At 29.6% G+C, this 16,903-nt stretch carries 18 protein-coding genes; 11 read left to right on the forward strand and 7 right to left on the reverse strand.

What is annotated here, in order from left to right; all coding sequences use genetic code 11:
- Nucleotides 1–28 precede the first annotated feature (28 nt).
- From frr to J0H68_07870, 8 genes are all read left to right on the forward strand, one after another.
- Nucleotides 29–592: a ribosome recycling factor gene (gene frr / locus J0H68_07835; GenBank protein MBN8828601.1), complete on the forward strand. Its 564-nt coding sequence runs from the start codon at nt 29–31 to the stop codon at nt 590–592.
- An 11-nt stretch (nt 593–603) separates the two neighbouring features.
- The gene (locus J0H68_07840) at nt 604–1,323 is read left to right on the forward strand and encodes an isoprenyl transferase (GenBank protein MBN8828602.1); all 720 of its coding nucleotides are present in this window, start codon (nt 604–606) and stop codon (nt 1,321–1,323) included.
- Nucleotides 1,320–1,979, forward strand: a complete 660-nt coding sequence (locus J0H68_07845; GenBank protein MBN8828603.1) for a phosphatidate cytidylyltransferase — start codon at nt 1,320–1,322, stop codon at nt 1,977–1,979. The genes J0H68_07840 and J0H68_07845 overlap by 4 nt, the downstream gene beginning before the upstream one ends.
- Nucleotides 1,973–3,154 carry a 1-deoxy-D-xylulose-5-phosphate reductoisomerase gene (locus J0H68_07850; protein ID MBN8828604.1) on the forward strand — a complete coding sequence of 394 codons (1,182 nt, stop codon included), beginning with the start codon at nt 1,973–1,975 and terminating at the stop codon, nt 3,152–3,154. The genes J0H68_07845 and J0H68_07850 overlap by 7 nt, the downstream gene beginning before the upstream one ends.
- Nucleotides 3,155–3,207: 53 nt before the next feature.
- Entirely contained in the window at nt 3,208–4,095 is an 888-nt protein-coding gene (locus tag J0H68_07855; protein ID MBN8828605.1) for a polyprenyl synthetase family protein, read from the forward strand.
- Between the two features lie 7 nt (nt 4,096–4,102).
- Complete coding sequence (locus J0H68_07860) at nt 4,103–4,807, forward strand: phosphatase PAP2 family protein (GenBank protein ID MBN8828606.1); 705 nt, start codon at nt 4,103–4,105, stop codon at nt 4,805–4,807.
- A gap of 3 nt (nt 4,808–4,810) precedes the next feature.
- Complete coding sequence (locus J0H68_07865) at nt 4,811–5,437, forward strand: LysE family translocator (GenBank protein ID MBN8828607.1); 627 nt, start codon at nt 4,811–4,813, stop codon at nt 5,435–5,437.
- Between the two features lie 196 nt (nt 5,438–5,633).
- On the forward strand, nt 5,634–7,154 hold the full coding sequence (locus J0H68_07870) for a hypothetical protein (GenBank protein ID MBN8828608.1): 1,521 nt from the start codon (nt 5,634–5,636) through the stop codon (nt 7,152–7,154).
- Here J0H68_07870 and J0H68_07875 read toward each other — a convergent pair whose 3' ends face one another.
- On the reverse strand, nt 7,155–8,603 hold the full coding sequence (locus J0H68_07875) for an NADP-dependent isocitrate dehydrogenase (protein MBN8828609.1): 1,449 nt from the start codon (nt 8,601–8,603) through the stop codon (nt 7,155–7,157).
- 107 nt (nt 8,604–8,710) lie between these two features.
- Here J0H68_07875 and J0H68_07880 point away from each other — a divergent pair, with 107 nt between their 5' ends.
- The 3 genes from J0H68_07880 to J0H68_07890 are packed head-to-tail and all read left to right on the forward strand — an operon-like array spanning nt 8,711 to nt 11,684.
- Nucleotides 8,711–9,862: a coproporphyrinogen III oxidase gene (locus J0H68_07880; protein ID MBN8828610.1), complete on the forward strand. Its 1,152-nt coding sequence runs from the start codon at nt 8,711–8,713 to the stop codon at nt 9,860–9,862.
- Nucleotides 9,853–10,734: a tRNA (adenosine(37)-N6)-dimethylallyltransferase MiaA gene (gene miaA / locus J0H68_07885; protein ID MBN8828611.1), complete on the forward strand. Its 882-nt coding sequence runs from the start codon at nt 9,853–9,855 to the stop codon at nt 10,732–10,734. The genes J0H68_07880 and miaA overlap by 10 nt, the downstream gene beginning before the upstream one ends.
- Nucleotides 10,735–10,754: 20 nt before the next feature.
- Complete coding sequence (locus J0H68_07890; protein ID MBN8828612.1) at nt 10,755–11,684, forward strand: DUF2608 domain-containing protein; 930 nt, start codon at nt 10,755–10,757, stop codon at nt 11,682–11,684.
- A 13-nt stretch (nt 11,685–11,697) separates the two neighbouring features.
- On the opposite strand, the gene J0H68_07895 is transcribed toward J0H68_07890, so the two are convergent.
- From J0H68_07895 to J0H68_07920, 6 genes are all read right to left on the reverse strand, one after another.
- The gene (locus J0H68_07895; GenBank protein MBN8828613.1) at nt 11,698–12,750 is read right to left on the reverse strand and encodes an SAM-dependent methyltransferase; all 1,053 of its coding nucleotides are present in this window, start codon (nt 12,748–12,750) and stop codon (nt 11,698–11,700) included.
- A complete protein-coding gene (locus J0H68_07900; protein MBN8828614.1) occupies nt 12,740–13,516 on the reverse strand; it encodes a type III pantothenate kinase in 777 nt (258 codons plus the stop codon). The genes J0H68_07895 and J0H68_07900 overlap by 11 nt, the downstream gene beginning before the upstream one ends.
- Nucleotides 13,500–14,807, reverse strand: a complete 1,308-nt coding sequence (locus tag J0H68_07905) for an MFS transporter (protein ID MBN8828615.1) — start codon at nt 14,805–14,807, stop codon at nt 13,500–13,502. Before J0H68_07905 ends, J0H68_07900 begins: the two co-directional genes overlap by 17 nt.
- A 169-nt stretch (nt 14,808–14,976) precedes the next feature.
- Nucleotides 14,977–15,669 (reverse strand): RNA pseudouridine synthase, encoded by a 693-nt coding sequence (locus J0H68_07910; GenBank protein ID MBN8828616.1) that lies wholly within the window; start codon nt 15,667–15,669, stop codon nt 14,977–14,979.
- Nucleotides 15,662–16,279, reverse strand: coding sequence for a non-canonical purine NTP pyrophosphatase (locus J0H68_07915; protein MBN8828617.1), 618 nt, complete (start codon nt 16,277–16,279; stop codon nt 15,662–15,664). Before J0H68_07915 ends, J0H68_07910 begins: the two co-directional genes overlap by 8 nt.
- A gap of 19 nt (nt 16,280–16,298) precedes the next feature.
- The gene (locus J0H68_07920) at nt 16,299–16,892 is read right to left on the reverse strand and encodes a non-canonical purine NTP pyrophosphatase (protein ID MBN8828618.1); all 594 of its coding nucleotides are present in this window, start codon (nt 16,890–16,892) and stop codon (nt 16,299–16,301) included.
- Between the last annotated feature and the right edge of the window lie 11 nt (nt 16,893–16,903).

Here is a 16,903-nt window from a genome sequence, read left to right on the forward strand (position 1 = left end):
CATTCACATTGATGAGTAGGAGAAAACTATGAGTAGTCCTGATAACCTAATTGCAGAAATGAAAAAAAGAATGGAATCTTCTTTAAATACATTACATCATCATTTAAAAGGGTTAAGAACAGGTAGAGCATCAGTAAATTTACTTGATAGCGTTATGGTTGAAGCGTATGGCGATAGATTACCTATTAACCAAGTAGCCAGTGTATCCACACCTGATGCAAGAACGCTTTCGGTGCAAGTGTGGGATAAAGGAATGGTAAAAGCAGTTGAAAAAGGTATTGTTGCTGCTGAATTAGGTCTTAATCCATCAGCTGATGGAACTTTAATAAGAATTTCTCTTCCTCCTCTTAGTGAAGAAAGAAGAAAAGAATTAGTAAAAGTTGGACATAAATATGGTGAAGAAGCAAGGGTCGCTATAAGAAATATAAGACGTGACTCGATGGATTCACTTAAAAAAATGGAAAAAGATAAAGTTATAAGTGAAGATCAACATAAAAATTTAAGTGAACAAGTTCAAAAAGTAACAGATGATTTTATTAAACAGATAGATCAAATTATTGCGAATAAAGAGAAAGAAATAACCACAATTTAGTAGTTTTTTAAATGCCTGTCACTGAAAAACCTAATCTGCATGTTTCTTTAATAATGGATGGCAACGGTAGATGGGCAAAAAAAAGGTTCTTACCAACTATAGAAGGCCATAGAAGAGGAGCTCAAAAATTAAGAGAAGTAGTTGAAAATTCTTTTAATTTAGGAATAACTCATTTAACAGTCTATGCCTTCTCCTCAGAAAATTGGGCTCGTCCTGAGCAAGAAGTTAATGATTTAATGCATTTGCTTAAGCATTATTTATCTACTGAATTAGAAATACTTATTAAGGGAAATGTTAAACTTCAAATAATAGGGAATTTTAGTAAATTATCTAAAGATATTTTAGCGCAAATCTCTAATGCAGTAAGTAAAACCGCAAGTAATACTGGTTTAACCCTTACAATAGCAATAAGTTATGGTTCACGAGAAGAAATGGTTTTTGCTGTAAAAGATATTTCTAAACGTGTTCATAATAGCGAATTAAAAATTGACCAAATAGATGAAAATCTTTTTTCAAAGTTTTTGTATGAACCAAATTTACCAGAAGTTGATATATATATACGTACGGGTGGAGAAAAAAGATTAAGTAATTTTCTGTTATGGCAGGCCTCATATGCAGAATTATTTTTTATAAATACATTATGGCCTGATTTTTCTATTGATGAATTAGAACAAATTATAGCAGAATATAATCAACGTGAACGCAGGTTTGGGAAGAGGTTAGCTCAATGAACAATTTTATAACAAGACTTTTAACATCGTTTATTTTAATTCCGGTTATATTATTTATTATTTACACTGGTGGTTATGTATATTTAGCATTAATAATAACTGCTGCAGTTATTATGGGTTTTGAATGGCAAGATATTATTAGTAAAAAAGAACATTCAACTAAAGTGTGGTATATACTAGGAATAGCGTATGTTACGTTACCATGTTTATCCTTAATATGGCTTAGAGAGCAAAATAGAGGTTTATTTTATATAATTTGGCTATTTACAGTAGTATGGGCTACTGACATAGGTGCTTACCTTTGTGGTAAAATTATAGGTGGGTGGAAATTAGCTCCTAAAATTAGTCCTAATAAAACTTGGTCAGGCTTAATCGGTGGAATAATTTGTGCAAGTTTAGTAGGCTTTGCAGTTGCAAATTACAAATATACTTCCCTTAACTATAATTCAGCTATAATGATAAGTGCAATGCTTGCAATTTACGCTCAAATAGGAGATTTAATAGAATCTGCTATAAAAAGATATTTTGATGTTAAAGATAGTGGAAAAATAATTCCAGGTCATGGTGGTTTATTAGATAGAGTAGATAGTTTAATTTTAGCTGCCCCTAAATTTGCATTATTTATAATTATTTTTCAGGGGAATGTAACTTGGTAAAAAAAAAGGTAGTAATTATTGGAGCTACAGGTTCAATAGGCGATTCTACTTTAAAAATTATTGAAAAACATCGTGAATCCTTTGAAGTGATCGGAATAATTGCAAATAGTAATGTAAAAAAATTAGCAAAAATAGCTATTGATTTCGATGTAAAACATGTTGCTATTTTAAATGAAAATTATTATCAAGACTTAAGAGATTTACTAAAAAATAGAAATACAAAAATATATGCAGGTAATAAAGGCTGCTTAGAAGTGGCTTCTCTCCGCAGTGATATAACTGTTTCTGCAGCAGTTGGAATTCAAGGTTTAATGCCTACAATTTGTGCCATAAAAAATACAAAGCGTTTGGCACTTGCTAATAAAGAATCAATGATATGCGCAGGTGAGATAATTAATAAGATAGCTTGCGAATATAATACAGAAATCTTTCCAATTGATTCTGAGCATAATGCAATATATCAAATTATTCATAATAAAAATGAGTATATTAGTAAAGTAATCTTAACTGCATCAGGCGGACCATTTTTAAATAAAACTTATGAAGAACTAAAAAATGTAACTCCTAAAGAAGCCACTACTCATCCAAATTGGCAAATGGGAAAAAAAGTTACAGTTGATACAGCAACACTTATAAACAAAGGTTTAGAGCTAATTGAAGCTTATCAACTTTTTAAATTTAATTCTAAGCAATTAGATGCAATAATTCACCCTCAATCATTTGTTCATGCTATAATTGATTTTGAAGATGGTACTTCAATGATGCAAATGTATAAACCTCATATGACAATTCCTATTTCATATGCTTTAGGTTATCCACATAGACTTACTACAGATTTTTCTAACTTAAATTTAAAAGAAATGGGTCAACTAATATTCAAAGAAATTGATGAAACAAAATTTCCAGGTTTTAAGTTATCAAAAGAGGTTTTAAATACAGAAGAGCAATCGCATATGATAGCCTTCAATGTTGCAAATGAATTTGCTGTTTCTCAATTTTTAGATTCTAAAATAAAGTTTCTTGATATTCCAAAATTAATTGAGAATATTTTAGAAAATGCAGAAATTATAAAAATAGAGCAATTAGAAGATATAATATATTATGAGAATCATATAATTACTAAATGTATGGAGTTAGTTAATAAAATTGATTATACTTCAAATATAATAAATTAAGATATATTTAAATTTCAAATATTAGGAATATTATGCGCTTGAATTTAAATGCCATGGGGTTAAGTGAAGCTTTAGTTGAGGTTTGCGAATTAGTAGATGAAAAAATGGCTGCTCTCTTACCGGTTGTAGATAATAGTCTTGAATCAAAGCTATTTGAAGCAATGCGATATTCTGTTTTATCGCAAGGTAAAAGATTACGTCCATTTTTATCTTTTGTTGCAGCTTCCATGTTTGGTGTTTCAAGAGATTCAGCGCTTAGGACTGCTGCTGCAATTGAATTTATTCATACCTATTCTTTAATACATGATGACCTTCCTGCTTTAGATAATGATGATTTAAGAAGAGGGCAACCAAGTTGCCATGCAAAATTTGGAGAAGCTACAGCTATTCTTGCAGGAGATGCTCTTTTAAGTCTCGCATTTGAAATTTTAGCTGATCCATTAACTCATCCTGATCCGCAAGTTCGTTGTGAACTGATTACAAGGCTTGCGTGTGCTTCAGGAGCCTCAGGTATGGTGGGCGGACAAATGATGGATTTAGAAGCACAAAACCATAATTTATCAATACCAGAAATTACAAGAATGCAAAGAATGAAAACAGGTGAATTATTTGCTTGTGCTTGTGAGTCTGGAGCAATACTTGGTAAAACTTCTCGTAACCTTAGAATGGCTTTAAAAGGTTATGCGCATGCAATTGGTCTTGCTTTTCAAATCACCGATGATCTTCTTGATGTTGAAGGGACAGCAAATGATGTTGGAAAGAAAACAAATAAAGATAAAGATTTGAATAAGGCTACGTACATATCAAATTTAGGAATAGATGCAGCTAAAGAACAGGCAAAAATGTTAGTTAATCAAGCATTGAATTATCTTGAAGTTTTTGATGAACCAGCAAATTTATTAAGACAAGTCGCAATTTATATAATTAATCGTAAGAGATAATAATTATATGATGCGCTCTTTTAAAACTCTGTTTTTAAGTCAGTATAAAATTCTTTTAATTATATTTTTGTTTGTAAAACTGACACCGCTAGATAAATGGGTTTTTGAAGTTTGTAACGGTAGCTTAGCATTAAGTAGTACCTGGGCTGGCTTTTGGGCAATCATGAATCATCAAGGCGAAAGGTTATTAAATATTGCTGTAATGCTGATAATAAATTTCATAGCTTATTTTCAAGTTGAAAATAAAAAAGCTTATATAAAAAGATTTTTCGGCGCACTCTTAATTTTAGAAATTGGAATTGCAGTAAATTATCTACTTTTTCAAAAAGTATTAAACATTTATCGTAGCTCACCAACTCTTATCTATGATAAATTCATCTCTTTGCAGGCTATTTATGGAAATCCATATATAAAAGTTTATTCAAGTAATTCATTCCCAAGTGGCCATGCATTTACATTAATGTTTTGGGCTTTAATCTGCTACCGCATTATACCAAGAAAATTTATGTATGCCGTTGTACCTGCAGCTATTTTATTTTCCACAAATAGATTATTTTCTGGAGGACATTGGTTAAGCGATATCATAGCTTCTTATATTTTAGCTAAGATTTGGAGTGATGTTTATACATATATAAGACAATATTTATTTATGAAAGAATTTGCAAAGATTCATACAAAAGTATCTGATAAATTAATTAAAAAAAGTAGGTAAGTTATGTTTAATTTAGTAGTAATTTTCTGGAAAAGTTTATTAATAGGGTTTGCTATTGCCGCACCTGTTGGACCTATAGGGGTACTTTGTATAAAAAATTCTTTAAATAGAGGTGCAAAATTAGGGTTAGTAACCGGATTAGGAGCTGCTGTTGCTGATTCAATTTATGGAGTAATTGCGGGGGCAGGTCTTACAGCTCTTACAAACTTTTTTATAAATCATGTAAGTTATATCCATATTTTAGGTGGAAGCTTTTTAATTTATCTAGCTTATAAGGAATTTAAATCAAAACCAGCTAATATTAATAGTCCTGTAAATTCTAGTAATAATAAAACTATGTTAGAAACCTTTTTTAGTAGTTTAATTCTTACATTAACAAATCCAATTACTATCATAAGCTTTTTAAGCTTATACGCAGTTATTACCAACGACGTTCTTAATCTAAGTAGCATTTTAGCTGTTATGACAGGTATATTTGTAGGCTCAATGATTTGGTGGATAATTTTAACTACTTTAACCTGCCGTTCTAAAAAGTTCCTACCAGAAAATTTCCTAAATAAAATTAAATATTTTTCAGCCGCAATATTATTTGGATTTGGTATCTATTCATTTTTAAAAGAATTGTTTTAAATCAGTAGTTTATAACATCTGCAATTGATAAGTTACTGAGATTCAATAATATTTTTTCCTACTTAAGGTATTATAAGTAAATATTTATATTGCTTAACTTTTTTAACTAAAAATTAATTTGCTTTGACACTCAAAGTTACAAAATAGTATAATTATTAACATATACATAATAATGATTAGTGTCGGAGAAATTTAAATGGTTGATTACAGAAATAAAGTAAAAGATTTTTTTGATAGTTTATATATACCTGATTCAAAAACTGAAGGTGTAAGTGAAGCAAAAGCTTTAAAAAAGTTTGAAAAATTTTTAGCAAGTAATTTAGAAGAATTTGCTGAAGAAGTTAAATTTGGCAGTACTATATTACATAGATTTAATGCAAAACACGTTAAAAAGTTTAGAGAAGAATTTAATGAACAATTAGTTCACTATCCAAATTTAAAAAAGCATTATCCTAATTTAGTAAACGTTATTAAAATCCTTACTTTATCAGAAGATACGCAAGCTTTAATAAATGCTACAGCTAAAAAATTACAGAGTATAGGTTCTACTATTAAAGGAAAATATATACTTAGTAAAACTGAAGAGCAAATTTATGAATTAGTAGAAACAATAGTTAATAATAGTGCAACCGCAACTTTAAGAGAAGTAGATAAAGAAGCTCTTATTAAACAAATGGTCGAACAAATTATTAGTGACGAAAACACTATTTCTATGCTTAAGAAGTTTAATCAATATCCACTTACAACAAAAGTTGGGGAACTTTTTTACAAATCATTAGCAGCGCGTATAGTATTTGGTATAGCTATAGCTGCATTCGTTGGAATAGGTATATTTGCTTTAACACCTATGAACATAGGTAGCTTAATGGCCTACATTTATAAAGATAATAATTTAGGTTTAAGAAAGATATTAATTGAACCGTTAATTGCAATAAAAAGCTCTTTTGCCTACATTTTTCCTTCATTATTTAATACTAGCTATATAATGTACGGCTTTAGCGTTTATTCTAATATACCTTATCAACAATTTAGTATGACTGTTAATTATGCAAACCCAATTTTTAAAGCTACAAATTTATTAAAGGGTGGTTTTGCAATAGGCTCTTTAATAGCATCAACTCTCGGCCAATACGCTTATTCCTCAGTTAAGAAAACTAATGAAAGAGATGAATTTATTGCTAATTTAATTCAACATGTTGAAAATGCTGCAAGTAAAGCTCCTTCTTTTAGAACGGTTAGTGAAAGTAAAAAAGATGATTTTACCCAAGATGAAAAGGTAGCTAAAAGCATTGCTAAAATAATGAAGCAGCTAATAAGTAAACATGGTATTAGTTTACCAAGACATAGCGAGATTAATAACTATGCAGTAATTGATAGGAATTTTATTAAAAATTTTGCTAAAAAAGTTTTATCAACTGCAAACTACAAAAATATGAATAAGGATGCTTTAGTTTTACTTGATGCAATAAGATTTGCAGTACTTGAAAATAAAATGTCATTAAAAAATGATCCTGAATTAATTCAAGTAATTACTAAAAGCTTAGAGGTTATAATGCCTTCTACTAAAATTAATTACCCAGATTTAAAACCACATATTGGAAATTTATTGGATAATTTAAAAGAGCTTGTTGGTGGGAAACGTTCACAACACTATAGGGATTTAGAAAATTTATCTTTAGCATATGGAATTACTTCATTTTTAAAACAAGCGAAGTAATTATTCTCCTTGTCCTAAAGAAAAACCTAGTTTATCATCAAAAGTGTATAGATTCTCGATTTTTATAAAATCGAGATCTGCCTTTTTAATATTTTCTAATACTTCTAAAATATCATTATAGTTTGCAGTTTTATCTGAGTTAAAAGGAACAAATCTACATCTCCAATGATCATTATCAATACTATTCATTAATTTTGTTTTTGGCCACACGGTAAGGCCTCTTGCTGAAATCATTTGTAAGCGTAAATTTCCTTTAGCAGCTTCATTTAATTTATCTGCAAGTATAGAAGGGTCCGTACCGTTCCAATCAATAAATATGTCAGCGCCCACTAATTGCTTTTTTTCTTCGATATTAATTTTAGCTTCTTTACTTATTTCTTTTTTGCTACTTTTATTAAAATTAACTACATCTAAGATTTGAGGTTTTTCACCTAAACGTTTTATAACTTCTTCAGTAAATTCTTTTGTTCCAAGTTTTGCCTTACTGGTTCTTTCATTGAAGATATCAGCTGTATGTAAACCGTCTTCAATAGTTTTAAGCCAAGCGTTTTGAATTTTTTCCGCAGCTTCTAGTTCATCAATATGTACAAGCATCATAACCGCAGCATTAATTAAGCCTGAAGGGTTCGCAATATTTTTACCTGCAATATCAGGAGCTGAACCATGGATTGCTTCAAATAAAGCATATTCTCTTCCAATATTTGCAGATCCTGCCATACCAACTGAGCCACAAATTTCAGCAGCAATATCAGAAATAATATCCCCATAAAGATTGGAAGTAACTATAACATCAAAGTTTTCTGGTTTAGTTGCAAGTCGTGCTGCGCCAATATCAATTATCATATGATTAGTTTCAATTTCAGGATATTCTTTAGCTATTTCATCAAACACATTATGAAAAATACCGTCAGTCATTTTCATAATATTATCTTTACTAAAACATGTAACTTTTTTACGGTTGTTTTTTACAGCGTATTCAAAAGCATAACGTATTAATCTCTCACTACCTGTACGTGTAATTAACTTTAATGTTTGATACATATTATGTGTTTGTCTATGCTCAATTCCTGCATATAAATCTTCTTCATTTTCTCTTATAATTACCACATTCATATTAGGATGATGTGTAGCCACAAAAGGAGCAAAAGCTATATTAGGACGTACATTTGCATAAAGGCCTAGGGTTTTACGCATTGTTACATTTAAACTTTTATAACCCCCACCTTGTGGAGTCGTAATAGGTGCTTTTAAAATGACTTTTGACCTTTCAAGAGAATCCCAAGTATCATTTGATATACCAGAACTATATCCTTTTCTATACAGGTTTTCACCCACTTCAACCGTTTCTAAATTTACAAATACTCTTGCTTCTTTAAGAATATTTAAGGTTGATTCCATAATTTCAGGGCCTATACCATCCCCATAAGCAATAGTAATTGTTTTAGTCATTTCAGCCTCTATATTATAATCCTTGCGGAATTATATATATTCCGTTAAAAAAAGCTATAGTATTTCTAAAGTTTACTTCTATAATTAATAAATAATTGAACATTTAAATGAATAATAAAATAGCCGTATATGTCCATTGGCCATTTTGTAAATCAAAATGTCCTTATTGTGACTTTAATAGTCATGTTGCCCATAGCTATGACCATAATCAATGGTTAGAAGCTTATTTAAAAGAAATTGAATATTTTAAATCCTATTTAGAGAATAAAGAAATAATATCTATTTTTTTCGGAGGTGGTACTCCTTCCTTAATGGCACCTTTTATTCCTGAAAAAATTATAAATAAATTAGCCGAAATATCTACGCTATCAAAAAATGCTGAAATTACATTAGAAGCTAACCCAACTTCATTTGAAACAAACAAATTTAAAGATTTTAAAATTGCAGGAATTAATAGAGTATCGATTGGAGTGCAAGCTTTAAACGAAGCAGATTTAAAATTCTTAGGACGTGAACATAATTCAAATGATGCAATAAATGCAATTAAAGAAGCTAGTAAGATTTTTGATAGATATAGTTTTGATTTAATATATGCAAGGCCTAAGCAAACTATTGAATTTTGGCAAAAAGAACTTAATGAAGCATTGCCGTTAGTTCGAGATCATTTATCTATTTATCAACTTACTATTGAGAAGGGTACAAAATTTTATTCTGATTATATGAATAAAAAATTTGTTATGCCTACATCAGACTTACAAGATGATTTTTACGAAGTTACACAAGAAATAATGGATAAGCATAATTTACCAGCTTACGAAGTTTCAAATCATGCTAAAAAAGGCTTGGAATCAATACATAATTTAAGTTATTGGCGATATTATGATTATTTAGGTATAGGGCCAGGAGCTCATAGTAGAATAACTGAGAATAATAATATCCATGCTTTAATGATGTTACATTCACCTAATGCTTGGTTAAAGCAAGTTACTGAAAAAGGGAATGGTATCCAGCAAAATAATATTCTTACCGATCAAGAAATTGTTTATGAAATGGTGATGATGGGTGTGAGAATTAAAGAAGAATTATATTTTGAAAATATACAAGCAAAAATAAAGTCTGATTTGAATAAATTTCTAAATAAAGATAAAATAAAAATATTAGAAAAACAAAGTTTGCTTGTTTCTTCGGATAAAGGCTTTACGATTACAAATAATGGAATAAAGGTAATAAATTCAGCAGTTAATTTTATATGCAATTAAAGGATAAAATAATTATTGTAGGTGGACCTACAACAAGCGGTAAAACTGATTACGCAATAAATTTAGCTAAAAAAATAAATGCTGAAATAATTAATGCAGATTCTCAGCAAGTTTATAGTGAAATCCCTATTTTAACAGCTCAACCAACGAGTGAAGAAAAACAAGGAATTCCACATTTTTTATTTGGATATAAAACCTTAAATAATGATCATTCAGTAGGAATTTGGTTAAAAGAAGTTATTCCTGTGATTAATGAAATTATCTATCGCAATAAAACACCAATCATTGTTGGTGGAACAGGCATGTATTTAAAAGCGTTAAGTGATGGAATTAATGAAATTCCGGATGTGTCATTAGAAATAAAGCTTGAAGTTCATAAGCAATTAGAGGAATTAGGGAATGCAAAATTTCATGAAGAATTACAAAAAATAGACCCAATACTTGCAAATAAAATATTTCCAAATGATGCGCAAAGAATGTTAAGAGCAATGGAAGTATATGTTGCAAGTGGAAAGCCACTTTCATTTTTTCAATCGCAACCTAAAAAAATATTTTTTCCTATTGATAAATTTTTTAAAATTAAAATTATTAAACCACGTGAAGAATTATATCAAAAATGTAATGATAGATTTGTAAAAATGTGGAATAGCGGGGTACTTGAAGAAGCGAAATATGTATTATCACAAAACTATAAACCAACAGCAATTTTAAAAGCTCATGGTTTACCTCAAATAATTGCATATCTTAAAGGTGAAATGTTGGAGGAAGAAGTTATAAAAATCTCTCAACAAATTACTCGTAACTACGTTAAAAGACAGTTCACTTGGTTTACACATCAGGGTGGGGATTACATAGAAAATTTTGAATTATAAATTTCTAAGGAGAATCATTAATGTTATCAAGCGATGAAAAGAAAATTTTAAGAATTAGAAAATTTGAAGAGATTTTAAACAGTAATTTTAAAATTGACGAAAATACATTAATTTTAGTTGATATAGATGATACAGTTTTTAGTTCCCCAAGTCACTATGGTGCATGCGTTGATTTTGGAAGACAAATGTATGAAATGGTAAAAAAAACTGGATGCACTTTTCAACAAGCTAAAATACTAATAACTCCTGATTGGATCCGTTCACAAAGTACTATTAAAACTAAATTAGTGGATGACGCAATTCATACTTTCTTTACATATGCACGTGAACAAGGAGCAACAATTATAGGTTTAACTGCAAGACAACCTGCTATTGCTGAAGTTACTTACAAACAGTTAACTAAGCATAAAATTTATTTTGATAAATTAGAAAACCTTATATATAGCCAAAAATATTCAAAAAATTTACATAGCAATGAAGTGTTATGTAAAGAAATGAAACATTTAAATCATGAAATTGAAGTTTTATTTTATGAAGGAATTTTATTTTGCCATGATTTAAACAAAAAAGGTGAAGTCTTTGACCATTTTTATGAAAAATTATTAGCATATAGAAAAAGTAATAATTTAAAGCCATTTGAAAGATGGGGATTCATTGACGATGCAGAGCATAACTTAGTTTCTGTAAAAAGTACCGCCGCAAAACATTCTGTAGATTACTTTGCTTATCATATTCAAAGCTCTCCTTACTTATATGATGCTAAAGAAGCACGCGCGCAAGAAAAAATTAGCAAAATAGAGGAAGAAAAAGGTAAGGAATCTCATCATACTAGAAGGAAAAGTATTGATCTAGGGCAATATAGAAGTCTAATACCAAGTTATATTCATGATGGTAGCAAATTAGAAAGAAGAAAATCTATGGAATTATTAGTTACAGGAAAACATAGATAAATTATTTTTGGTGCTAGGAATAAAACATAAGTACTTTAAATAAACTTCCCATTTGATCGTAAGAAATTAGCCTATCTAAACCTGAATGAATATTCTCTGTTTTATTAGGATTTTGGTTTGATAAAATTTCAGCGCGGGTAAGAATGCCTGAACCAATTAAAAATTGTCTTTGGGTTAATAAAGGAAGTTTCTTACATTTAGTTATATTTTGGTGCAATTCATTAAAATCAACATGAATTGTAATATCTGCTTCACCTAGATTTTCAAGTACATCAACGAATTGATGTTTTTTAAGTGACTGAAGTGTAGAAGTATATTTTTGATTTATAATATATCCATAATCAATAACTATTCCCATGCCTTTATTATCACTTATTAAAGCATCAAGTTTTTTTATTATTTCAAGACCTATTTCATTATATTCAATTATATGACCGTCTTTAGTTTGAGGATAATTATCATTTAAATAATTATTAAATTTAGCGATTTCTTGATTATATGAAAAAGTAAGATTATTGTTTTCAAGTTTTAAAACTTGTTCATGCCATGCATTATTAATTTTTATAAGAGAGTGAATTGGTAAAGCATCAAAAAATTCATTAGCGATAAGAAAAACTGGTTTATTAGTTTTGATTTCTTCAATTGTTTTGCACCAAGAAATTTCAATATCTTGAAACTTACTTAACTTTTCTTTTTGTTTAGTAATTAAAGGCTCACTATTTTCAACTAAAATAATTTGAAAATTTTGAATTAAATTAGCAATTTTATTAAAAACATTTAAAATATCAGCCATTAAAGTTCCATCACCAGGCCCCAATTCTATAATACAAATATCATTTATATTATTTTCTAAACAATAATTAGCAAAATTAGCTGCAATCATTTCACCAAATAATTGTGAAACGAGTGGAGCAGTAATAAAATCTCCTTCTTTTCCAAATGGTAGTTTACGTGAATAGTACCCAAAATCTTTATCATAAAGCGCAAGCTTCATTACCTCAAAAATAGAGATTTGAAAGTTTTCTTTTAAATAATTATGTATGTGATTATATAATTTAGTTGCCATTCATCTGATACGCTATAATAAGGCCTTTTAGTAATAAGTCGCTCGCGACATTATTAAATAAATTATCATCGGCAATTAATTTAACTAAACCGCCTGTTCCAATAACTTTATAAGTCTCATTACCAAACACTTCTTTTGCAGAATTTTCTACTAAATATTTAATCCCACCATAATGGCAGTTAAGAATGCCTGATTGAATAGCAGCTGTAGTAGTGTGCCCAATAAAATTAGTAGGTTTTGTAAGCTCAACGGATGATAATTTTTCAGCTCCTTGAATTAGTGCGTTAAGCTGAGTTTGAAGGCCTGGAATTATAACCCCACCAATAAATTCATGAGCTTTATTAATTGCTACAAGGGTAGTTGCAGTGCCCATATCTATTATAAGGAGGTTAGTATTAGGATACATATTTACCGCTCCAATTGCACCTGCAATAAGGTCGGCCCCAATTTCATTAGGGTTTCTAAATTTATCTAAAACTAAACCAGTTTTTATATGAGGTTTTATTTCAAAAGGTTCGAGATTAAAATATTTTTTTGCAAGTCTTCTTATAACAACATCAAGTGAAGGAACTACTGAACATAATAAGAAAGCCTGAATTTGCGAAGGATCAATTTTTTGATCCTTGCAAATTGCTGTAATTAATGTACCTAAATGGTCTTCGCTCCATCCCATTTTTGAGTTTAAGCGAAACTCATGAATAAATTTTGTGTCATCATAAAAGCCGCCATAAATTTGACTATTACCTATATCAAGACAAAGTAGCATCCTTTTTTACCATTTTTTGCGAGGAAAAACTATATAAGCTCAAGAAGATTAGAAGCATAAAGGTAATAGCAATTCCTGGCAAGTCGAAATCGTATTTAGCTAGAAAATTTAATGTTAATGGAGTAAATCCGCCAAAGATAGATACACTTAAAGCATATAAAAACATTACCCCTCGGCAGCGTACTTCATATGGGAAAGATTTAAACATAACGATACTGCATATAGTTGCATTTACTCCAAGTAATGCTCCTAAAATAATAAACGCTAAATAATTTAAATAAGGGAGATTATTTTCAATAAGCATAAAACTTGGAATTATCAGCATTATCATAGAGATAAGATTGGTTTGCATGATATTAAAAGGTTTTTTAAAATAATCGTGATAAAGACCCGCTAGAATACTTGAACTTGCTGTACTTAATAAAGCTAATATACCAAGAGCATAAACATCGGTTGTATTAAATCCTTGAGAAATTAAAAAGGGATTCATAAAAGCGTGTAAGGTATAAGACAATATTCCTAATACAGCTCCAAGGCTAAAAACGCATGCTGATTCCATTTTATAAGATTTAATAATTTTAGGTAAATCAGTAATGAGTATTTTTTTCTGAATATTCTTCTCTTCGACAATTGGTGGATTGGTATCATGATGAGTTTTTTTAATTTTAAGACCTACATAACCAATTATACTACCAATTAAAAATGGTATGCGCCATGCATGTTCATAATCTGAAATTGAGACTAAATACCCCATAAGCATTGCAAATAGTACACCAATACCCCCGGCTGCCGTAAGGAGACCAGAAATAAAACCTAATTGAGAATTATCAGAGATTTCCATAGCATAAATTTTAGCGCCTTTTATTTCTCCACTAGCGCTTATACCTTGAAGAATTCTTGCCATAATTAAGATGAGAGGTGCAAATATTCCTATTTGATCATAAGTAGGAAGAATTGAAATAATTAAAGAAGGAATAGACATAATTAACATTGAAAAATTTAACATTTTTCTTCTGCCGAATTTATCTCCATACCATCCCCAAAAAATTGACCCTAGAGCTGCAAAAATAAACGAAACTGCAAAGCTTAAAAATCCTAGTACTATTGATACGTTAGGGTTTTCTGCGGGAAAGAATTTTGTAGAAATAATGCTTATCATTACAGCAAATAAAGTGTAGTCGTAAAGTTCCAATAAATGACCGAATGAACATAACGACACAACCTTAAGTTTTGTGGATTTAAAATTATTTTTTGTAGCTAAACTCCAATTGTCAGTAGAAATCCTTTTCATTTACAAAGCCTCATACACCTAGGGTTGAATGACATTATAATTAAATAAAATATTTATTCAAGTCAACCCTTTTAATACAAAACTAATATAAAAAAATAAAAATCGTTTTTTTGCTTAATAAGTTTTGTGCTTTTAAACTATTTATTTAGATAATTGTTTTGTATTTATTTTAATTATCATTCTTTAGCGAAAATTTGTCTAAAGAATTTTTAAAATGTTCAGGTAGTTCAGCGCTGATATTTAATGAGGGTTTATTTTTATAAAGAGGTATAGAAATTTGAGAAGCATGTAAATGTAGAGGAACTGAAATTTTATAGTCAGGATTACCATAAATCCAATCACCATAAATATGATGCCCTAAGTGAGCCATATGAATTCTTAATTGATGAGTCCTGCCAGTTTTAGGCATTAATTTTACAAAAGTAAAATCATTATTGCTTGCAATTACTTCGTATTCAGTAATTGATTCTTTACCTTTTTCGTAATCAATTTTTACCCACCAATGGTGTTTTTTATCTGAAAGCGGAGCGATCGGCGCTGTGATTATTCCTGATTGTTCCGGAAGACGTCCTACAACTAATGCTAGATAAGTTTTAGAAATTTTATTTTGATCGAAAAGTTTACCAAGTTCACGTAAGGGTTGGGCATGCCTTCCTAACACTAAGCAACCTGTTGTGTCTTTGTCTAATCTATGTGCAAGTGATGGCAATTTAGGAAGACCAAATTTTAGATGTTCAAAATAGGGTTCTAAACTTGTAATGTTTCCCGAACCTTTATGAACTGGTATGCCGTAAGGTTTATTTAACACTAAAATTAATGCATCACGATATATTACTAAATCCTGTATCTCTTCTTCAGTCATTTATATAAAAATTCTCTAATTTAGTTATTAATTCTTTAAAAATCTTACTGCGATAAAAATCTCTTATATTTTCCCCATCTTCTTCAAGCTCAGCAAATGTTTTATCGCTATTTTCTGGAAGGAAAATTGGTAAATATCCGTATCCCTCTATCTCATCACCTTTGGGAGGATAAAAGAATGTTCCTTTAATTTCACCATTTACCGTAATAATTTGGTTTTTAATTGGATTGTAAAAAGCTAAAGCCGTAACCATTTTTATAGGATAAGGTGGTTCAAAATCTTTTAACATTTCATTAATTTTATCAAAGGCTTTATAATAACTTCCACATTCCTCTTCTGCAAATCTTTTAGTTCTAACTCCAGGAAAATTTCCAAGTTGTGTAACTACTAAACCAGAATCATCTGCAATAGTTGGAATGTTTGCTAAATCACCATAATATTTAGCTTTTAAGACTGCATTTTCTTCAAAAGTTTCACCAGTTTCCTCAGGTTCAGGTATTTTAAAATCTTTTGTAAAATATATTTGCCAATTTCTATTACCAAAATGCTTTAGCATTTCTCCTATTTTACCCTTACTATTAGTTCCAAATAGAATTTTTTGTAATTTCATGAAATTTTACCTAATATTTTTAGTTAATCTCTTTTAATTTGCTGAAAAGGTCTTTAACTGCTGAGCTTCTGTGACTAATTTTATTTTTTTCTTCTTCCTCAAGTTCAGCTAATGTTTTATTATAACCTTCCGGAATAAAAACTGGTAAATATCCAAATCCTGTTCCTCGAGGAGGATAACAAAATTCACCTTTTAAACTACCGCTTCCAGTAATTGTTATATTTTTATCAGGCATGTATAATACTAGTGAAGTAATAAATTCAGCAGGATGAGGTGAGGCATGACTCTTAAGCATTTCATTAAGAGAGTCAAAAGCTTCTTTATAGCCACCACATTCATCAGCAAATCTTTTTGTATTTATTCCGGGGAAGCTACTTAATTGATTAAATATAATTCCTGAATCATCTCCTAAGCTTGGTAATTCAGTTAATTTACCATAATACATAGCTTTAATAAGAGCATTTTCTTCAAACGTATTTCCTATTTCTTCAGGGTCAGGATAGTTTAAATCAGAGGCTAGGGTAACTTTAATGTTTTTATAAGGGATTAAGGCAAGTAAATCTTTGATTTTACCTTTATTAGTACTACCTATTACTAATTCTTTTAGTTCCATAATATCATATT

It is taken from the genome of Sphingobacteriia bacterium, assembly GCA_017304685.1.
Lineage (GTDB): Bacteria > Pseudomonadota > Alphaproteobacteria > Rickettsiales > 33-17 > JAFKLR01.